The organism is Erwinia sp. Eh17-17 (assembly GCF_039675725.1).
Lineage (GTDB): Bacteria > Pseudomonadota > Gammaproteobacteria > Enterobacterales > Enterobacteriaceae > Erwinia.
This window is the reverse complement of the sequence record NZ_JBDFQT010000001.1, coordinates 204,990-220,920: the sequence shown is the minus strand read 5'-3', so window position 1 is coordinate 220,920 and position 15,931 is coordinate 204,990. Positions and strand designations below refer to the sequence as shown.

The following is a 15,931-nucleotide window of genomic DNA, read 5'->3' as shown; positions in this document are numbered from 1 at the left end:
GGCCGGGACAGAAGGCCAGTAAAGGCCGACCGAAACAGAGGGTCGGCCATGACGGGGGACCTGCTGTTTCGGTCGCCCCTGCATCAAAACGCCGGTGATTCCACCAGACCATCGATCAGCACCTGCGGCACGCCCTGCGAACAGCGCTCAATCCGCCCTTTGACGCCATACACCCGCGCCAGACTGTCCGGGGTAATCACCTCTTCCGGTAAACCATCCGCAATCAGCTCACCGTTTTGCAGCATCAGGACGTGTTCGCTGTGGCGCAGCGCGATATTAATATCGTGGACCACCACCACCGTGACAATGTTACGCAGGCGGGTTTCACGCCGCACCAGATCCATTACGTGAAACTGATAATTCAGGTCCAGCGCACTGAGCGGTTCATCCAGCAGCAGCAGCTCCGGGCGACGGATCAGCGACTGCGCCAGCCCGACCAGCTGCTTCTGCCCGCCGGAAAGCTGATCAAGATAGCTCAGCGCAAGATGCGCAATCCCCAACTGTTCCAGCAGCGCCATCACTTCGGCTTCGCTGCTGGCGTTGCTGCGCCCGCCGCTGGCGCGCTGCGCCACAATAATCGACTCCAGCACGTGCAGATGTACGCCCGCAGGCAGCGACTGCGGCAGATAGACCACGCGTGAGGCGCGGCGGGCAAACGGCAGCGTCATCAGGTCTTCACCGTTGAGCCACAGCTCGCCCTGGGCACGGTTAAGCCCGGCCAGGGAACGCAGCAGCGTTGACTTGCCGCAGCCGTTTGGCCCCAGCAGCACGGTAATTTTCCCGCGCGGCAGCAGCGGCACATTCAGGTTGCCGATCACCTGGCGTTTAGGATAACCGGCGTTAAAGCCGTTAATTTTCAGTCCCTGCATCAGACAGTCCCCCGGTGGCGCAGAATAATACTCAGGAAGAACGGTACCCCCACCAGAGAGGTCACAATACCTACCGGAATGATCACGCCAGGGATCAGGTTCTTCGACACGACCGATGCCATCGACAGCACCAGCGCGCCGGTCAGGGCGCTGGCCGGCAGATAGAAGCGGTGATCTTCACCAAAAATCATGCGGGCGATATGCGGGGCGACCAGGCCGATAAAACCAATCGGACCGACGAAGGCTACCGCCAGCGCGGAGATCACGCTGATGCGCAGCAGCGTCACCAGGCGCAGGCGGCGAACATCAATACCGAAGCTGACCGCACGATCTTCACCCAGCCGCAGCGCCGTCAGTTTCCAGCTGCTGAGCATCGAGAAAGGCACCAGAATCACCAAAGCCACGCACAGAACGCCGAGTTTGTCCCACGAGGCGCGCGCCAGGCTGCCCATCGTCCAGAACACCAGCCCCTGCAGGGTGTCTTCGCTGGCGATAAACTGCATCATCGAGACCAGCGCATTGAAGGTGAAGACCAGCGCGATACCGAACAGCACCACGCCCGATGTAGAGACCTGCGTCCAGCGCGTCACCGCATCCAGCATCAGCGCGGCCACCAGCGCAAACACAAAGGCATTAGCGGAGATAAACCACTGGTCGGGAATGCCCGGAATACCGATGCCGAGCACAATCGCCAGCGCCGCGCCAAAGGCTGCCGCAGACGACACGCCGAGCGTAAACGGGCTGGCCAGCGGGTTATTGAGGATGGTCTGCATTTCCGCACCGGCCAGGCCCAGCCCAAGACCGACCACCACCGCCATCAACGCATAGGGCAGACGAATGTCCCAGACGATGACCCGGGTTCCGGCATCCACCGACTCCGGCGACAGTAGCGTCTGCCACAGCACCGATAAAGACAGCCCGGACGGACCGAGGGTAAAGTCCAGTATCAGTGAGGCCAGGATCGCCAGTACCAGCACGGCCATAATCAACAGTCGGTGACGCAGCAGCTGGTGATAGCGCCCCATCGCCCCTTCAGGCGCGACGCTCGCAGCGTGCTGCACAGATTCCCCGGATACACTCATTATCAATACCTGCTCAATGTCTTTTTATGCCGCTTAAAATAAAGCAAATGATAATACTTATCAGTAATATTTTCAGTCTGTTTTCATAACATAAAAAAAGGCGCGGGATCCGCGCCTTTATTTTGCTATCCCGACAGGGTTACTTTTTGAACGTCGGAAATTCCATCTCGCTGTACTTCACGAAGCGCGTTTTGCGCGTCAGTTTGAAGCCAAACCAGATGATCAGGAACAGCGGGATCCCGATATAGGTCGCCGCCACGCCGCCCCAGTCGATGGTATCAGACAGGAACGCCTGATAGTTCTGACCCAGGGTAATGATCAGGCAGAGCACAAAGGCGAAAATCGGCCCGAGAGGGAAGAAGCCTGAACGGTACGGCAGGTCAGCCAGATCGCGGCCCTGGGCGGTGTACCCTTTCCGGAAACGGTAATGGCTGATGGCAATCCCTAACCAGGCAATAAAACCGGTCATCCCGGAGGTGTTCAGCAGCCACAGATACACCGTCTGGTTACCAAACATTGAGGTCAGGAAGCACAGCCCCGCGACGATGGTGGTGGCATACAGCGCGTTACGCGGTACGCCGCCTTTCGACAGCTTCGCGAAGATGCGCGGCGCTTTCCCTTCCGACGCCAGGGTGTAGAGCATACGGGTAGAGGCATACATGCCGGAGTTCCCCGCAGACAGCACGGCCGTCAGGATTACGGCATTCATCACCGCCGCTGCCGACAGCAGGCCAGCGTGCTGGAACACCAGGGTGAACGGACTGACGCTGATGTCTTTCACATCGTTGCGCAGCAGGCTTGGGTCGGTATACGGGATAATCAGGCTGATGACCAGGATGGCGAACACATAGAACAGCAGGATGCGCCAGAACACCTGGCGAACCGCACGCGGGATGTTTTTCGCCGGATCCTCTGATTCACCGGCGGCAATGCCGATCAGCTCGGTGCCCTGGAATGAGAAGCCGACAATCATCGCCACACCAATCATCGCCGCAAAACCACCGGAGAATGGCGCATCGCCAATCTGCCAGTTATGCCAGCCCGCACTTTCGCCACCGCGCATAATGCCGGTAATCATCGCCACGCCGACGATGATAAAGATAATCACGGTGGTCACTTTGATCAGCGAGAACCAGTACTCCGCTTCACCGAACCCTTTCACAGAGATGTAGTTCAGCAGGAAGATCAGTCCCAGGAACAGTGCGCTCCAGATCCAGCCCGGCGTATCCGGGAACCACCAGGTCATCACCAGCTGTGATGCCACCAGGTCAACGGCGATGGTGACCGCCCAGTTGTACCAGTAGTTCCAGCCCAGCGCGAAACCAAAGCCTTCTTCGACGTATTTTGCGCCATAGGTCGAAAAGGAACCGGATACCGGCATAAAGGCAGCCAGCTCACCGAGGCTGGTCATCAGGAAGTACACCATCAGGCCAATCAGCATGTAGGAGAGCAGCGCTCCGCCCGGACCTGCCTGTGAAATAGTCGCACCTGAAGCGACAAATAAACCGGTACCAATCGAACCGCCAATGGCGATCATGGTCAAGTGACGGGCTTTAAGAGCGCGTCTTAATCCAGGGGGTTGTGTTGTTTTTGTGTCATGATCCATGTTTTAACGCTGCGCCTTGCAAAAAATAAGGCGCGATTATAGCAACCTGCCTCAGGTCGTATAGTGATTACACCAAGTTATAAGTTAGCTTCATGATCGGCGATGAATTATTAGCAGAGCATGGGCATAACGGGCGGACCGAAACAAAAGGTCCGCCCCTAATGTAGGGGTCGACCTTCTTTTTCGGTCGACCCTGCACCGTTATTCGGTGCAATAACTGAGGAAGCGGTTCAGTGCCTTAGAGAGGTGCTTCTGGCGATGATGAATGCGGTACAGGGTACGTTTCAGTTTTGGCAGCGGGATCGCCACCTCAACCAGCGTGCCCATCTCCAGCTGCTCGGCAACCACGCGACGCGACAGACAGCTGATGCCCATACCGTGACGCACTGCATTTTTAATCGCTTCTGAATTACCCAGCTCCAGCGCCAGCTCGAACTGGGGCAGATGCGACAGCAGTAAATAATCGACAATTTCACGCGTGCCGGAACCATGCTCACGCAGGATCCACGGCGCAGCGGCCAGGCTGTGCAGCGATACCGGCTGGCTGAGGATCGCAGCCCCCGGTGCAGCAAACACCACCAGCTCATCTTCCAGCCAGGGCTCGGTTAGCAGTTCAGCCATATGGCAGGGCCCCTCAATCAGACCAATGTCCACGCGGAAATCGGCAACGGCGGTGATCACATCCTGGCTATTACCCACGCTCAGTTCCAGCGGCAGCCTGGGAAAGTCACGACGATAGCGGGCGATCATCCCCGGCAGCAGATAGTTACCGATGGTACTACTGGCCGAAACCCGCAGCGCTCCGTTGTCTTCGCGAAACAGCTGCTCAATTTCCAGCGCCTGCTCCAGTAAGCCAACGGCACGCGGGTAGAGGAGGCGGCCGTGTTCATTAATCACCAGCCGTTTTCCTACCCGGTCAAACAGCTGAACGTTGAGCTGGCCTTCAAGGTCCGCCAGCGCCGCGCTCACCGCAGACTGCGATAATGACAGCACCTGAGAGGCCTGAGTGGTTGAACCACTTTTCAGGACCTCTGTGAACACTTCGAGTTGGCGCAGGGTTATATGCATTGCTCTTCCTCTGACAAATTCATGCTTTACGGGCCCGCCGCGTCCGTGACAGTGGAGATCCCTTTAACACTTATAGTGGTTGATTATAAGTATATAATCAATTTCTCTTTTAACCGAACTCACGCCATCCTGTCCCTGTTATTTACGGAGGAAGATAATATGGCTGACATGGTTCTCAACAAGCATCATTACCCGATCGGACGTTTCATCCCCGGTCTGGTGCTGGCAGGCGGGATTGCCGCGCTGGCTATCCTGGCTGCCAGTATTCCCCGGATTGCCGCACTGGGCCTGGGCGCGCTGACCCTGGCGATTGTGGCGGGCATCATCGCGGGAAACACGCTGTACCCCAGAATTTATCAGTATTGCGACGCTGGTATCATTTTTGCTAAGCAAAAATTGCTCCGACTTGGCATCATTTTATATGGTTTCCGCTTAACTTTTCAGCAGATTGCCGATGTGGGCGTCAGCGGCGTGGTGATTGATGTCCTTACCCTCAGCTCTACATTCTTTATCGCCTGCTGGCTGGGGCGCAAGGTGTTCGGGCTGGATCGCGATACAGCCTGGCTGATTGGTGCGGGCAGCAGCATCTGCGGTGCGGCCGCCGTGCTGGCAACCGAACCGGTGCTGAAAGCGGAGGCTTCGAAAGTCACCGTCGCTGTGGCTACCGTGGTGATCTTTGGCACTGTGGCCATTTTCCTCTATCCCCTGCTCTACCCGCTGGCTGTCCACCTGTTCCCGTGGGTGACGGCGGAAAATTACGGTGTCTATACCGGCTCCACCATGCATGAAGTCGCCCAGGTGGTGGCCGCCGGGCATGCCATCAGCCCGGAGGCAGAGAATGCGGCGGTGATCGCTAAAATGCTGCGCGTGATGATGCTGGCACCGTTCCTGGTCCTGATTAGCTGGCAGATTAAACGCTCGCGGCCTGCGGCAGCAGGCCCGGTGAAGAGCGCCGTCTCTTTCCCCTGGTTTGCGCTGCTGTTCATTGTTGTGGCGCTGTTCAACTCGCTGCATCTGCTGCCGCAGTCGGCGGTCAGCATGATTAACCAGCTGGATAATATCCTGCTGGCGATGGCGATGGTCGCCCTCGGCGTAACCACGCATATCGGTCAGTTGAAGCGCGCCGGGCTGCGTCCGATTCTGCTGGGGCTGATACTGTTTATCTGGCTTATCGTCGGTGGCGGTGCCATCAACCTGCTGGTTGAGCATTTGATGGCATAATTTCCACGCTTTTCCGGTTATGATGACCTGCCTGCCATTCAGCAGGTCATCAACAGGAGAACGGCATGAAATATATCGGTGCCCACGTCAGCGCAGCTGGCGGTGTGGATCAGGCGGTACTACGCGCATTTGAACTGGAAGCTACGGCGTTCGCGCTGTTTACCAAAAACCAGCGCCAGTGGCGCGCGGCCCCGCTGACTGATGAAGTGATTTCGGCCTTCCGTTCCGCCTGTGAAAAATATCACTACACCCCCGGACAAATTCTGCCCCACGACAGCTATCTGATTAACCTGGGTCACCCGGTTTCAGAGGCGCTGGAGAAGTCGCGTGAGGCTTTTCATGATGAGGTAACGCGCTGTATGCAGCTGGGGCTGACGCTGCTGAACTTCCACCCCGGCAGCCATCTGCATCAAATCGCTGAAGACGACTGTCTCAAACGCATCGCGGAGTCGATCAACATCGTGCTGGATAAAACCGAAGGGGTGACGGCGGTGATTGAAAATACCGCCGGTCAGGGCAGCAACCTGGGGTTCCGCTTTGAACACCTGGCGGCGATCATCGACGGCGTGGAAGATAAGTCGCGCGTCGGCGTCTGTATTGACACCTGTCACGCCTTTGCCGGAGGTTATGATTTACGCACCGAAGAAGAGTGCGTGAACACCTTCGCGGAATTTGAGCGTATTGTCGGCTTCCGCTATCTGCGCGGAATGCACCTTAACGATGCGAAAAGTGAGTTCAACAGCCGCGTCGATCGCCACCACAGCCTGGGCGAAGGCAATATCGGTAAAACGGTATTTAGCTGGCTGATGAAGGATGCGCGATTTGACGGTATCCCGATGATTCTGGAAACGGTCAATCCGGATATCTGGAAAGATGAAATTGCGTGGCTGAAGTCAGAACAACACCCTTCGTAAATCAAAAAAGGGCTGACCGGAAAAAAAGGTCAGCCCCTACGCCGAAAAAGAAGGTCAGCCCCTACGCCGAAAAAGAAGGTCAGCCCCTACAGAGAGGCCGATCAATTTTTCGATCGGCCCTTTACCTGGATTATGCTTTAACCGCTTCCGCTTCCGGGCGTTTCAGCACCGCGTAAGACAGACCCGCTACCAGCGTTCCGACAATAATCGCTGCCAGATAACCGACAACCGGGGTGATTGCGCCAGGGATTAACAGCACAAACAGACCGCCGTGTGGCGCCATCAGTTTGGCACCAATCGCCATCGACATCGCACCGGTGACCGCGCCGCCGATGATGCAGCAAGGCAGTACACGCATCGGGTCACGAGCCGCAAACGGAATCGCACCTTCAGAGATAAAGCACAGGCCCAGTACCAGCGCCGCTTTGCCCCCTTCCTGCTGACCTTTGTTGAACTTGCGGCGGGCAACCAGCGTTGCCAGACCCATCGCCAGCGGTGGTACCATACCGGCCGCCATAATTGCCGCCATCGGCGCATAGGTTTGCGAGCTGAGCAGACCGACGCCAAACGCATAGGCCACTTTGTTCACCGGGCCACCCATATCCGTACACATCATGCCACCGAGGATCGCGCCCAGAACAACGGCATTCGCCGTGCCCATGTTCGCCAGCCACGCGGTCAGACCGGACATGATACCGGCTACCGGTTTGCCCACGACGTAAATCATCAGCAGACCAGTAATCAGACTCGCTACCAGCGGAATGATCAGAATCGGTTTCAGCGCTTCCATACTGGTCGGGAGTTTCACCTTCGAGCTGAGGAACTTCGCGGCATAGCCGGCGATGAAACCGGCAATGATACCGCCGAGGAACCCGGCGTTAATGCTGGTCGCCAGCATACCGCCAATCAGACCTGGGGTCAGACCCGGACGGTCAGCAATCGAGAAGGCAATAAAGCCTGCCAGCACCGGCACCATCAGCGCAAAAGCACTGCTGCCACCAATCTGCATCAGAGCCGCAGCCAGCGTACCCTGCTCTTTAAACGCGGTGATACCAAAAGCAAAGGAAAGCGCAATACTCAGACCACCCGCCACCACCATCGGCAGCATGTAGGACACGCCGGTTAACAGGTGACGATAAGCGCCTGCCTTCTCTTTTTTGTCGTCCTGTGCCGCAGACTGACCGCCCTGAGGCTGGTAAACGCGGGCTTCTGCCACGGCTTTATCCAGTTCCTGACCGGTTTTCTTCAGCGCCAGGCTGGTTGAGGTACGGTACATTGGCTTACCGGCAAATTTCGCCAGGTCCACTTCAATGTCCGCCGCCACAATCACCAGGTCAGCCGCCGCGACTTCTTCAGCGGTGATGGCATTGCCAGCGCCCACTGAACCACGGGTTTCTACCTTGACCCACCAGCCGCGTTTTTTGGCTTCGGTGTCGATGGCTTCTGCCGCCATAAAGGTGTGTGCCACGCCGGTCGGGCACGCGGTCACCGCCACTACGCGTTTCGGTCCGCTACTGACCGCAGCAGGTGCGACTGCCGAAGCAACGGCCGCAGGAGCCTGATAAGGTCGGGCGTCGGTCTGCGCTTTCGCCAGCACTTCTGCCGGTTGACGCAGCAGTTGTTCAATATCAGCCAGATAAATGGCTTTGCCGTTCAGGTTACCGTCTGCCGGAATGTTTTTGCCCGCTACAATCACCTGATCCGCTTCTGCCAGATTATCCGTCAGAGTCAGACCGGCGCTTGCCGCAGCCGCAGTGGTAATATTTTTTGCCAGATAGCCGGTTGCCAGTCCCAGCGAAGAATCAATTATCAGCAGCGTTTTCATTATGCGTCTCCTGCTGTTAGTTTGTGAAAGGTTCCAGGTCAACACGCGCCATCATTGCGGCCAACTGGGTACGATCGGTAACGCCCACATTGCTCTGGCTGACGGCCATTGCCGCCACTGCCGTTGCAAGACGCAGTGTATGCTCGCTGGACTCACGCATCAGCAGGCCATAAATCAGCCCGCCAACCATTGAATCGCCAGCACCCACGGTGCTTACAACTTCACAGGCAGGTGGTTTTGCAATCCATTCGCCTGAAGCATTCACCCACAGCGCCCCTTCGGCACCAAGAGAGATCACCACGTGAGCGATACCCTGCTCACGCAGCGCATGTGCTGCTTCAATCACATCTTGTAATGTCGGTAATTTGCGGCCAGCCCAGATCTCCAGCTCGCGGCGATTGGGTTTAACCAGCCACGGTGCGGCTTTCAGGCCCGCGACCAGCGCCTCACGGCTGCTGTCAAAAATAATGCACGGGCAGTGGGTGCGCAGCTGCGTCATCCACTCGGTAAAGGCGTCCGGGTCCACGCCTGCTGGCAGGCTGCCGCTGACGCAGACCATATCGAACTGGCCCAGCCAGGTCAGGGAGTCGGCGCTAAAGCGATCCCAGTCCTGGGCGGTAACGTCAAAACCGGAGAAGTTGAGGTCGGTGACGTCACCGTCTTTCTCGGTCAGTTTGACGTTGATACGGGTACGGCCTTCCACAACCTGGAAGCGGTTGGCAATGCCTAACTCGCTGAACAGCAGCTGGAAGCCATCCTGATTCTCTTTGCCCAGAAAACCGCCGACAGTGACATCAATACCAAGGTCTTTCAGTACCTTAGCCACGTTGATGCCCTTACCTGCAGCGTGCAGCCCGGTGGTTTTTACCAGGTTGACTTCGCCGCGTTCGATTTCCGGGGTGTATCCCACCAGATCGTAGGCAGGGTTCAGGGTAATAGTGGCGACGCGTCTGCTCATGCTGCACCCTCGCCCAGACCGGCGGCGATCGCTTCACCCACGGCATCCAGCGCCGCGCGTGCATCTTCACCGCTGGCGGTAAAGCGCAGGCGATGGCCTTTTTTCACACCCAGAGCCACGACTTTCATCAGGCTGCGACCGTTAGCCGGTTTACCGCTGCCATCGAGGTTGGTCACGGTGACGTCACAGTTAAATTGTTTGATCACGCTGACCAGTGCCGTGCCCGGTCGGGCATGCAGGCCGTGTTCGTTGCGGATGGTGAACTCTTCGGTCAGCACATCTGCCTGCTCGGAGACTTCGCTGGTCAGCAGCGCCAGGATCCCGGCGGCATCAGCACTCAGCAGGCGATCGGCTTTCTGCTGGATCAGCAGATCGCTTAAATAATTCAGCACGTTCAGCGGCTGGTCATCGGTCACCGAGACGGTGATCAGCAGGGAAGCCGTTTCGCCGTTGACGCTGAACGGCGCTGCCGCACGACTGATGGCCACCGCGCTCGCCAGGTTACCGCTGGTACTGTCGCTGAGCCAGATACCCTGCCCCAGGTTTAGCGGCTTACCGGCAATCACATTGCTGACAAAGGAAGCGTCAATCGCCCCCGCCTGCTGCAGACGACCGGCATTCAGCGCCTGAAGTGTCATCAGGTCACTGGCGGCAACATCGGTCGCAATCAGTGAGGTGTCGAACTTAAACTCTGCCGCCAGCTTCTCACCCATCAGGATGCTGCGCAGGGTTTCTGCGGAGTCGGTGGTGCGCAGCTGTTCTGCGACGCTGTCATCGCTTAACACGTGTGTCAGCTGGCGCAACAGGGCCAGATGTTCGTCGGATTTAGCGGCAATCCCGATCACCACATAAGCCGTCTGATCTTCGCCCCAGGCAATGCCCTGAGGGAACTGGAACACCTGCACACCGGTTTTCAACACCAGATCGCGGGTATCCGTGGTGCCGTGCGGAATGGCAATACCATTTCCCAGATAGGTAGAGGTTTGCTGTTCGCGCGCCAGCATACCGTTGACATAGCCTTCGCCCACGTTACCGGCAGCGGTCAGGGCTGCGGCCACCTGACGAATCGCATCTTGTTTGTCGCCAGCCTGGGCACCAGGCTTAATGGCATTAAGTTCTAACTGGAACATGGTTCTCCTCGCTGCTGAATTTGAATCGTTTCAGCTAAATTGAGAAAAAAAGCGCAGTCTCCGGACCAATGACCTGACAAGACAACGCTGAAACGTTTCAATGAGTGTGGTCCTGATAGCGGATCTGTTGCAAGTTTTACCGTGAACGATGTAGCAGATTTTTGAAGTCCCGCACATTTTATCAATCATTTTCAGAAAAACGCTCGTCGAAAATGCGCAAAAGCTGAAGGCCTGCTGAAGCCCCCCAGGTTGCTGACGCAAATGGCTGAACGGTGCAAAAAGTGCGTAAAATGAGAGTACATTCATTAACGACTGAAAAAGGATTCCCGCCTCTGATATAACAGCGTAAAATATCGCCGTTTTTCCTTATTCAGGCCTGTATAACTCATGTCACTCCCTGCTGCGCCCGCCCGTACCCTGCCAGACAATCAATCGCTGGCCTTTCTCATCGTGGCGTTTATTTCCGGACTGGCCGGCGCGCTGCAAACCCCAACGCTCAGCCTGTTTCTGAGCACCGAAGTCCACGTTCGTCCGTTTATGGTTGGGCTGTTTTTCACTCTCAGCGCGGTGATTGGTATTGTCGTCAGCCAGCTGCTGGCACGCTATTCCGACCGTAAAGGGGACCGTAAAACGCTGATCCTTTACTGCTGCCTGCTGGGAGCCATGGCCTCGCTGCTGTTTGCGTGGAACCGTAACTACTTTATTTTGCTGTTCGTCGGCGTACTGCTTTCCAGCTTCGGCACCAGCGCCACATCGCAAATGTTTGCGCTGGCGCGTGAGCACGCGGATAAGACCGGGCGTGAAAACGTGATGTTCAGTTCAGTGATGCGCGCCCAGATTTCTCTGGCCTGGATGGTTGGCCCCCCGCTGGCCTTCGCTCTGGCCCTGGGCTACGGTTTTCGCACCATGTATCTGACTGCCGCCGTGGCCTTTGTGCTGTGTGCGGTGATTGTGCGTTATCTGCTGCCTTCTATGCGCAAAACCCATGTGACGATCGGCCAGCCGCTCCAGGCTCCGCGCCGCAACCGCCGTGCCACGCTGATGTTATTTATCGCCTGTACGCTGATGTGGTCCAGCAACGGCCTGTATCTGATCACCATGCCTTTGTATGTGGTTAACGAGCTGCATCTGTCGGAAAAACTGGCCGGGATAATGATGGGGCTGGCTGCCGGGCTGGAGATCCCGGTGATGCTGCTGGCAGGTTATTATGCGAAACGCTGGGGCAAACGCCGACTGATGCGCGGCGCGGCGTTCTGCGGGCTGTTGTTTTACAGTGGAACACTGCTGTTTAACGGCGAGACAGCCATGCTGATGTTGCAGCTGCTGAATGCCCTGTTTATCGGGGTGGTAGCCGCCATCGGTATGATCTACTTCCAGGATATGATGCCAGGCCAGGCCGGAGCCGCCACCACGCTGTTCACTAACTCCACGCGTATGGGCTGGATTGTCGGCGGTTCACTGGCAGGAATGGTGGCAGAGGTGTGGAGTTTTCACGCGGTATTCTGGTTTGCCGTGGTGATGATGGCCGGGTCGCTGCTTTGTCTGCTGCGCGTGCCGGAACCCCAGGCAGCAGAGGAAGCCAGTGTATCGGGATGACTCAGGGCGCGGTCTGTGCTTCCAGGTCCAGCAGGAACACCATTGCCTGCTGGCGGGAAGTGCCGCACATCGTCACTTCCGGCTGTAATCCCGCACACACCTTTGGCCGCAGCGGTGAGCCGAAGATCATACAGCGTGACTGGCTGTCGAGCTGAATACAGGGCGTATTCGCCGGTTTGCCGAAGGGCATGCCGGGAATAGGCGATGAAATTGACGGTGCTGTACAGCAGGCACCACATCCGGCACGACATTCCATCTCTGACCCCTCGCATTAAGATCGCGACAATAGCAGTTAGCCCTGGTGAATACTATGGTTGCTGTCGTGAGGCCGATCGGGTCGACCGCAAAAGAAGCTCGCCCCCTACGGTTTGCCGGGACAACCGTGATATCACGGCCACATATTTTCTCTGCCCATCTTGCCTGACGACGCGGGCGCGAGTAACTTGTCGCGATAATTTTCTCCTCTTCAAACACGAGACCTGTTTTATGCCAAGAGCGAACGAAGTCAAAAAGGGCATGGCGATCAGCTACAACGGTAAGCTGCTGCTGGTGAAAGATATTGATGTGCAAAGCCCGAGCGCCCGTGGCGCTTCCACTCTGTATAAAATGCGCTTTACGGATGTGCGTACCGGCATGAAAGTAGAGGAACGTTTTAAGGGTGATGATATTCTCGACACCATCCAGCTGAGCCGCCGCCAGGTGACTTTCTCGTACATTGATGGCGACGAATACGTGTTTATGGATGATGAAGACTACACGCCGTACAACTTCAAACAGGAGCAGATTGAAGATGAATTGCTGTTCCTGCCAGAAGGCGGTATTCCGGGTATTCAGGTCCTGACGATGGACGGTCAGATCCTCGCGCTGGAACTGCCGCAAACCGTGGATATGGAAATTGTCGAAACCACGCCAGGCATCAAAGGCGCTTCGGCCAGCGCCCGCACTAAACCGGCAAAAATGGCTACCGGCCTGATCGTTCAGGTGCCAGAGTATCTCAGCAACGGCGATAAGATTCGCATTCATATCCCGGAACGTCGCTATATGAGCCGCGCCGACTAGCGCGAATAAAAAAGGGTGGCGCCGTTGGCGCCACCCTTTTTGTTATGTTATAACAATTTAGTTGTTACTGATATTCCATCGTCAGTATTCCCAACCGGTGTTGACCGTCCAGCCACTTGATCTGGCTGCGGCCGATATTATGGGGCATAGGCTGTGAAGCCGTGGTATTCAGCGCCAGTGTTGTGGTCTGTGTCTTTCCATTGCGCAGGCAGGAAACCTGAAGTGACCCTTGCTGAACACCGGATTCGCAGGGGGATTCCACAATGCTGCCTACAAAGAGAATAGTTCCCGAATTGACTGCTGCTTGACTATTCCCTGCCAGTGCATTGCTCGTCCATGAGGCGAAAAGCATTACGGCGATCGCCGCCAGAGTGCTGTTCATTTTTTCACCTCGTTACTATCGTGGTTGTCTTTCCCCTTTACCTTAGTCAACAACCTGCCTTCGCGTGATGAAAACAAATACGGCTAAAGAACGATAAATATCATTAAAGTTTTTTAAAGGAGCGCACATGACCCGCGTCAATCTGATCACCGGCTTTCTCGGCAGTGGCAAAACGACCACTCTGCGGCATTTACTGGCCTGTAAACCTGAGGGTGAACAGTGGGCCGTACTGGTCAATGAGTTTGGCGAAATTGGTATAGACGGTGCCCTGCTGGCGGAAAGTGGTGCCGTGCTGAAAGAGATCCCCGGCGGCTGCATGTGCTGTGTTAACGGTCTGCCAATGCAGGTCGGGCTGAATATGCTGTTGAAGCAGGCCAGGCCTGACCGTCTGCTGATTGAACCGACCGGCCTCGGCCACCCTAAACAGATCCTCGATATGCTGTCAGCCGCCGTTTATCAGCCCTGGATCGACCTGCGCGCTACGCTATGCCTGCTGGATCCCCGTCAGCTGGCTGATGCGCGCGTGCGGGAAAACGAAAACTTTCGCGACCAGCTGGCGGCGGCCGATATTATCATCGCCAATAAGCAGGATCGCTGGGCTGACGCTGATGCACAGGCGCTGAGCCAGTGGCATCAGCAGGTGGCCCCTCTGCGCCAGCTGATCGTCACCGCTCACGGCCAGATTGACACTGCACTGCTTGACCTGCCACGAGCGAATCTGGATACGCTGCCTTCCCCTTTGCACCATCATCATCCCTCTCAGTCCGGCCTCGCTGCGCTGAAGCTGAGTGAGAACGCGCGCTGGCGTCGGGCGCTTAATCAGGGTCAGGGCTATTATGCAGCAGGCTGGATTTTCGACAGTGAAACGGTATTTGATACCATCGGTCTGCTGGAATGGGCCAGACTGGCCCCGGTGTCACGGGTAAAAGGCGTCCTGCGCATTCCGGAAGGCCTGGTGAGTATTAATCGCCAGGGTGACGACTTCCATATTGAAACCCGGCAATCTCCTCCGCCTGACAGCCGGATAGAGCTGATTCACGACGAACAGGCTGACTGGAATAGTTTGCAAACCACCTTGTTGACTATTCGTTTATAATACCGGGCATACTCTACGCGCCGACTTTTCGGAAAAAGCCTTCATTCCACTATGACTATTAAACGTTTATTGCTCATCCTGCTGCTGAACTTACTCGGCCTTGCGCTGTTTTTCTCCTGGTATCTTCCGGCGCATCACGGGCTGTGGTTCACCGTGGATAAAACCATTTTTTACTGGTTCAACCAAAGGATGGCAACGGATCCTGCCCTGCTCTGGCTGGTAGCAGTGACCAACTTCCGGGCGTTTGATGGGGTTTCACTGCTGGCGATGGGCGCTTTGTACCTGCACTTCTGGCGTCGTGAGACGCCGCAGGGGCGCCGCCGTATGTTTGCTATCGGCATCACCATGCTTATCACGGCGGTGGTGCTGAATCAGCTTGGACATCAGATTCCGGTATCACACCCCAGCCCAACGAAATACTTCCCGAATGTGAATCACGTCACTAAGCTCACGGGAATTCCCACCAAGGATGCCTCCGCGGATAGTTTTCCGGGCGATCACGGCATGATGCTGATTATTTTTTCCTGCTTTATGTTGCGCTATTTCACCCGCAAATCTTTTGCGCTGGCGCTAGTGATTGTGGTGGTCTTCGCGCTTCCCCGCGTCATGATTGGTGCGCACTGGTTTACGGATATTGCCGTGGGATCGCTGTCTATCGTGCTGGTCGGTATGAGCTGGTGGTTACTGACGCCAGCAAGTGATTATCTGGTGAACTGGCTGTACCGCAATTTACCGGGAAAATATAAACCGGCGAAGTCATCCTTCTGATACCACAGGTTTGCTGTTTTTTTGTGGGTGTTATTTTTGTCGCCAGACACTCTGTTCTGGCGACACATTCATTCTTTAATATAAGAATTAATCCTCACCTGAAGATAGCCGAAAGCGCTGATTTGCCCGCCTGTCCAGACAGATAATTCTGATTTCCTTCTCGCCGGCGCTATAGCGCTGAAAAATTGCACTTAGGGGCACTCAGTTACTCTGGCAGTTGGCGATAATGTAACCGATTCGTTACTTAATGATTTCACATCACAGAAACCTACAAAAAAGTGCTTAAAACCCCTCGCCATGCGGCTTGTAATCGGGTAACCTCACTTTCGATTAGGCGAAATGGCTAAAGTATTTCGG

The 15,931-nt window shown here is 56.2% G+C and carries 15 protein-coding genes; 6 read left to right on the top strand and 9 right to left on the bottom strand.

Annotation, left to right across the window (positions count from 1 at the left end; translation table 11 throughout):
• Positions 1-83: 83 nt before the first annotated feature.
• From ABEH87_RS00945 to yieE, 4 genes are all read right to left on the bottom strand, one after another.
• Positions 84-869, bottom strand: a complete 786-nt coding sequence (locus ABEH87_RS00945) for an ABC transporter ATP-binding protein (protein ID WP_346573098.1) — start codon at positions 867-869, stop codon at positions 84-86.
• Entirely contained in the window at positions 869-1,951 is a 1,083-nt protein-coding gene (locus ABEH87_RS00940) for an iron ABC transporter permease (protein ID WP_346573096.1), read from the bottom strand. The genes ABEH87_RS00945 and ABEH87_RS00940 overlap by 1 nt, the downstream gene beginning before the upstream one ends.
• A 139-nt stretch (positions 1,952-2,090) precedes the next feature.
• Complete coding sequence (locus ABEH87_RS00935) at positions 2,091-3,557, bottom strand: amino acid permease (protein ID WP_346573094.1); 1,467 nt, start codon at positions 3,555-3,557, stop codon at positions 2,091-2,093.
• Between the two features lie 201 nt (positions 3,558-3,758).
• The gene (gene yieE / locus ABEH87_RS00930) at positions 3,759-4,625 is read right to left on the bottom strand and encodes a DNA-binding transcriptional regulator YeiE (RefSeq protein WP_346573092.1); all 867 of its coding nucleotides are present in this window, start codon (positions 4,623-4,625) and stop codon (positions 3,759-3,761) included.
• Between the two features lie 159 nt (positions 4,626-4,784).
• Here yieE and ABEH87_RS00925 point away from each other — a divergent pair, with 159 nt between their 5' ends.
• Positions 4,785-5,846: a YeiH family putative sulfate export transporter gene (locus ABEH87_RS00925; protein ID WP_346573090.1), complete on the top strand. Its 1,062-nt coding sequence runs from the start codon at positions 4,785-4,787 to the stop codon at positions 5,844-5,846.
• Between the two features lie 65 nt (positions 5,847-5,911).
• Entirely contained in the window at positions 5,912-6,760 is an 849-nt protein-coding gene (gene nfo / locus ABEH87_RS00920) for a deoxyribonuclease IV (RefSeq protein WP_346573088.1), read from the top strand.
• 130 nt (positions 6,761-6,890) lie between these two features.
• On the opposite strand, the gene fruA is transcribed toward nfo, so the two are convergent.
• The 3 genes from fruA to fruB are packed head-to-tail and all read right to left on the bottom strand — an operon-like array spanning position 6,891 to position 10,673.
• On the bottom strand, positions 6,891-8,585 hold the full coding sequence (gene fruA / locus ABEH87_RS00915) for a PTS fructose transporter subunit IIBC (protein WP_346573086.1): 1,695 nt from the start codon (positions 8,583-8,585) through the stop codon (positions 6,891-6,893).
• A 16-nt stretch (positions 8,586-8,601) separates the two neighbouring features.
• A complete protein-coding gene (gene fruK / locus ABEH87_RS00910; RefSeq protein ID WP_346573084.1) occupies positions 8,602-9,543 on the bottom strand; it encodes a 1-phosphofructokinase in 942 nt (313 codons plus the stop codon).
• Positions 9,540-10,673, bottom strand: a complete 1,134-nt coding sequence (gene fruB / locus ABEH87_RS00905; protein WP_346573082.1) for a fused PTS fructose transporter subunit IIA/HPr protein — start codon at positions 10,671-10,673, stop codon at positions 9,540-9,542. Before fruB ends, fruK begins: the two co-directional genes overlap by 4 nt.
• Positions 10,674-11,060: 387 nt before the next feature.
• Between fruB and ABEH87_RS00900 the strand changes: the two genes are divergently transcribed.
• Entirely contained in the window at positions 11,061-12,269 is a 1,209-nt protein-coding gene (locus tag ABEH87_RS00900; protein ID WP_346573080.1) for a sugar efflux transporter, read from the top strand.
• 1 nt (position 12,270) lies between these two features.
• Here the strand turns inward: ABEH87_RS00900 and ABEH87_RS00895 are convergent, their stop codons facing one another.
• The gene (locus ABEH87_RS00895; protein ID WP_346573078.1) at positions 12,271-12,525 is read right to left on the bottom strand and encodes a YkgJ family cysteine cluster protein; all 255 of its coding nucleotides are present in this window, start codon (positions 12,523-12,525) and stop codon (positions 12,271-12,273) included.
• A gap of 230 nt (positions 12,526-12,755) precedes the next feature.
• Here ABEH87_RS00895 and yeiP point away from each other — a divergent pair, with 230 nt between their 5' ends.
• Positions 12,756-13,328: an elongation factor P-like protein YeiP gene (gene yeiP, locus ABEH87_RS00890; protein WP_346573076.1), complete on the top strand. Its 573-nt coding sequence runs from the start codon at positions 12,756-12,758 to the stop codon at positions 13,326-13,328.
• A 64-nt stretch (positions 13,329-13,392) separates the two neighbouring features.
• Here the strand turns inward: yeiP and ABEH87_RS00885 are convergent, their stop codons facing one another.
• Positions 13,393-13,710 (bottom strand): hypothetical protein, encoded by a 318-nt coding sequence (locus ABEH87_RS00885; RefSeq protein ID WP_346573075.1) that lies wholly within the window; start codon positions 13,708-13,710, stop codon positions 13,393-13,395.
• Between the two features lie 127 nt (positions 13,711-13,837).
• Between ABEH87_RS00885 and ABEH87_RS00880 the strand changes: the two genes are divergently transcribed.
• Both ABEH87_RS00880 and ABEH87_RS00875 read left to right on the top strand, forming a co-directional pair.
• On the top strand, positions 13,838-14,806 hold the full coding sequence (locus tag ABEH87_RS00880; protein WP_346573073.1) for a GTP-binding protein: 969 nt from the start codon (positions 13,838-13,840) through the stop codon (positions 14,804-14,806).
• A 51-nt stretch (positions 14,807-14,857) separates the two neighbouring features.
• Positions 14,858-15,574 carry a phosphatase PAP2 family protein gene (locus ABEH87_RS00875; RefSeq protein WP_346573071.1) on the top strand — a complete coding sequence of 239 codons (717 nt, stop codon included), beginning with the start codon at positions 14,858-14,860 and terminating at the stop codon, positions 15,572-15,574.
• The last annotated feature ends 357 nt before the right edge of the window (positions 15,575-15,931 follow it).

Bases quoted from the DNA above. Each gene is read 5' to 3' on its own strand.
- ABEH87_RS00945 (WP_346573098.1), bottom strand. From the start codon at position 869: ATGCAGGGACTGAAAATTAACGGCTTTAACGCCGGTTATCCTAAACGC.
- ABEH87_RS00940 (WP_346573096.1), bottom strand. From the start codon at position 1,951: ATGAGTGTATCCGGGGAATCTGTGCAGCACGCTGCGAGCGTCGCGCCT.
- ABEH87_RS00935 (WP_346573094.1), bottom strand. From the start codon at position 3,557: ATGGATCATGACACAAAAACAACACAACCCCCTGGATTAAGACGCGCT.
- yieE (WP_346573092.1), bottom strand. From the start codon at position 4,625: ATGCATATAACCCTGCGCCAACTCGAAGTGTTCACAGAGGTCCTGAAA.
- ABEH87_RS00925 (WP_346573090.1), top strand. From the start codon at position 4,785: ATGGCTGACATGGTTCTCAACAAGCATCATTACCCGATCGGACGTTTC.
- nfo (WP_346573088.1), top strand. From the start codon at position 5,912: ATGAAATATATCGGTGCCCACGTCAGCGCAGCTGGCGGTGTGGATCAG.
- fruA (WP_346573086.1), bottom strand. From the start codon at position 8,585: ATGAAAACGCTGCTGATAATTGATTCTTCGCTGGGACTGGCAACCGGC.
- fruK (WP_346573084.1), bottom strand. From the start codon at position 9,543: ATGAGCAGACGCGTCGCCACTATTACCCTGAACCCTGCCTACGATCTG.
- fruB (WP_346573082.1), bottom strand. From the start codon at position 10,673: ATGTTCCAGTTAGAACTTAATGCCATTAAGCCTGGTGCCCAGGCTGGC.
- ABEH87_RS00900 (WP_346573080.1), top strand. From the start codon at position 11,061: ATGTCACTCCCTGCTGCGCCCGCCCGTACCCTGCCAGACAATCAATCG.
- ABEH87_RS00895 (WP_346573078.1), bottom strand. From the start codon at position 12,525: ATGGAATGTCGTGCCGGATGTGGTGCCTGCTGTACAGCACCGTCAATT.
- yeiP (WP_346573076.1), top strand. From the start codon at position 12,756: ATGCCAAGAGCGAACGAAGTCAAAAAGGGCATGGCGATCAGCTACAAC.
- ABEH87_RS00885 (WP_346573075.1), bottom strand. From the start codon at position 13,710: ATGAACAGCACTCTGGCGGCGATCGCCGTAATGCTTTTCGCCTCATGG.
- ABEH87_RS00880 (WP_346573073.1), top strand. From the start codon at position 13,838: ATGACCCGCGTCAATCTGATCACCGGCTTTCTCGGCAGTGGCAAAACG.
- ABEH87_RS00875 (WP_346573071.1), top strand. From the start codon at position 14,858: ATGACTATTAAACGTTTATTGCTCATCCTGCTGCTGAACTTACTCGGC.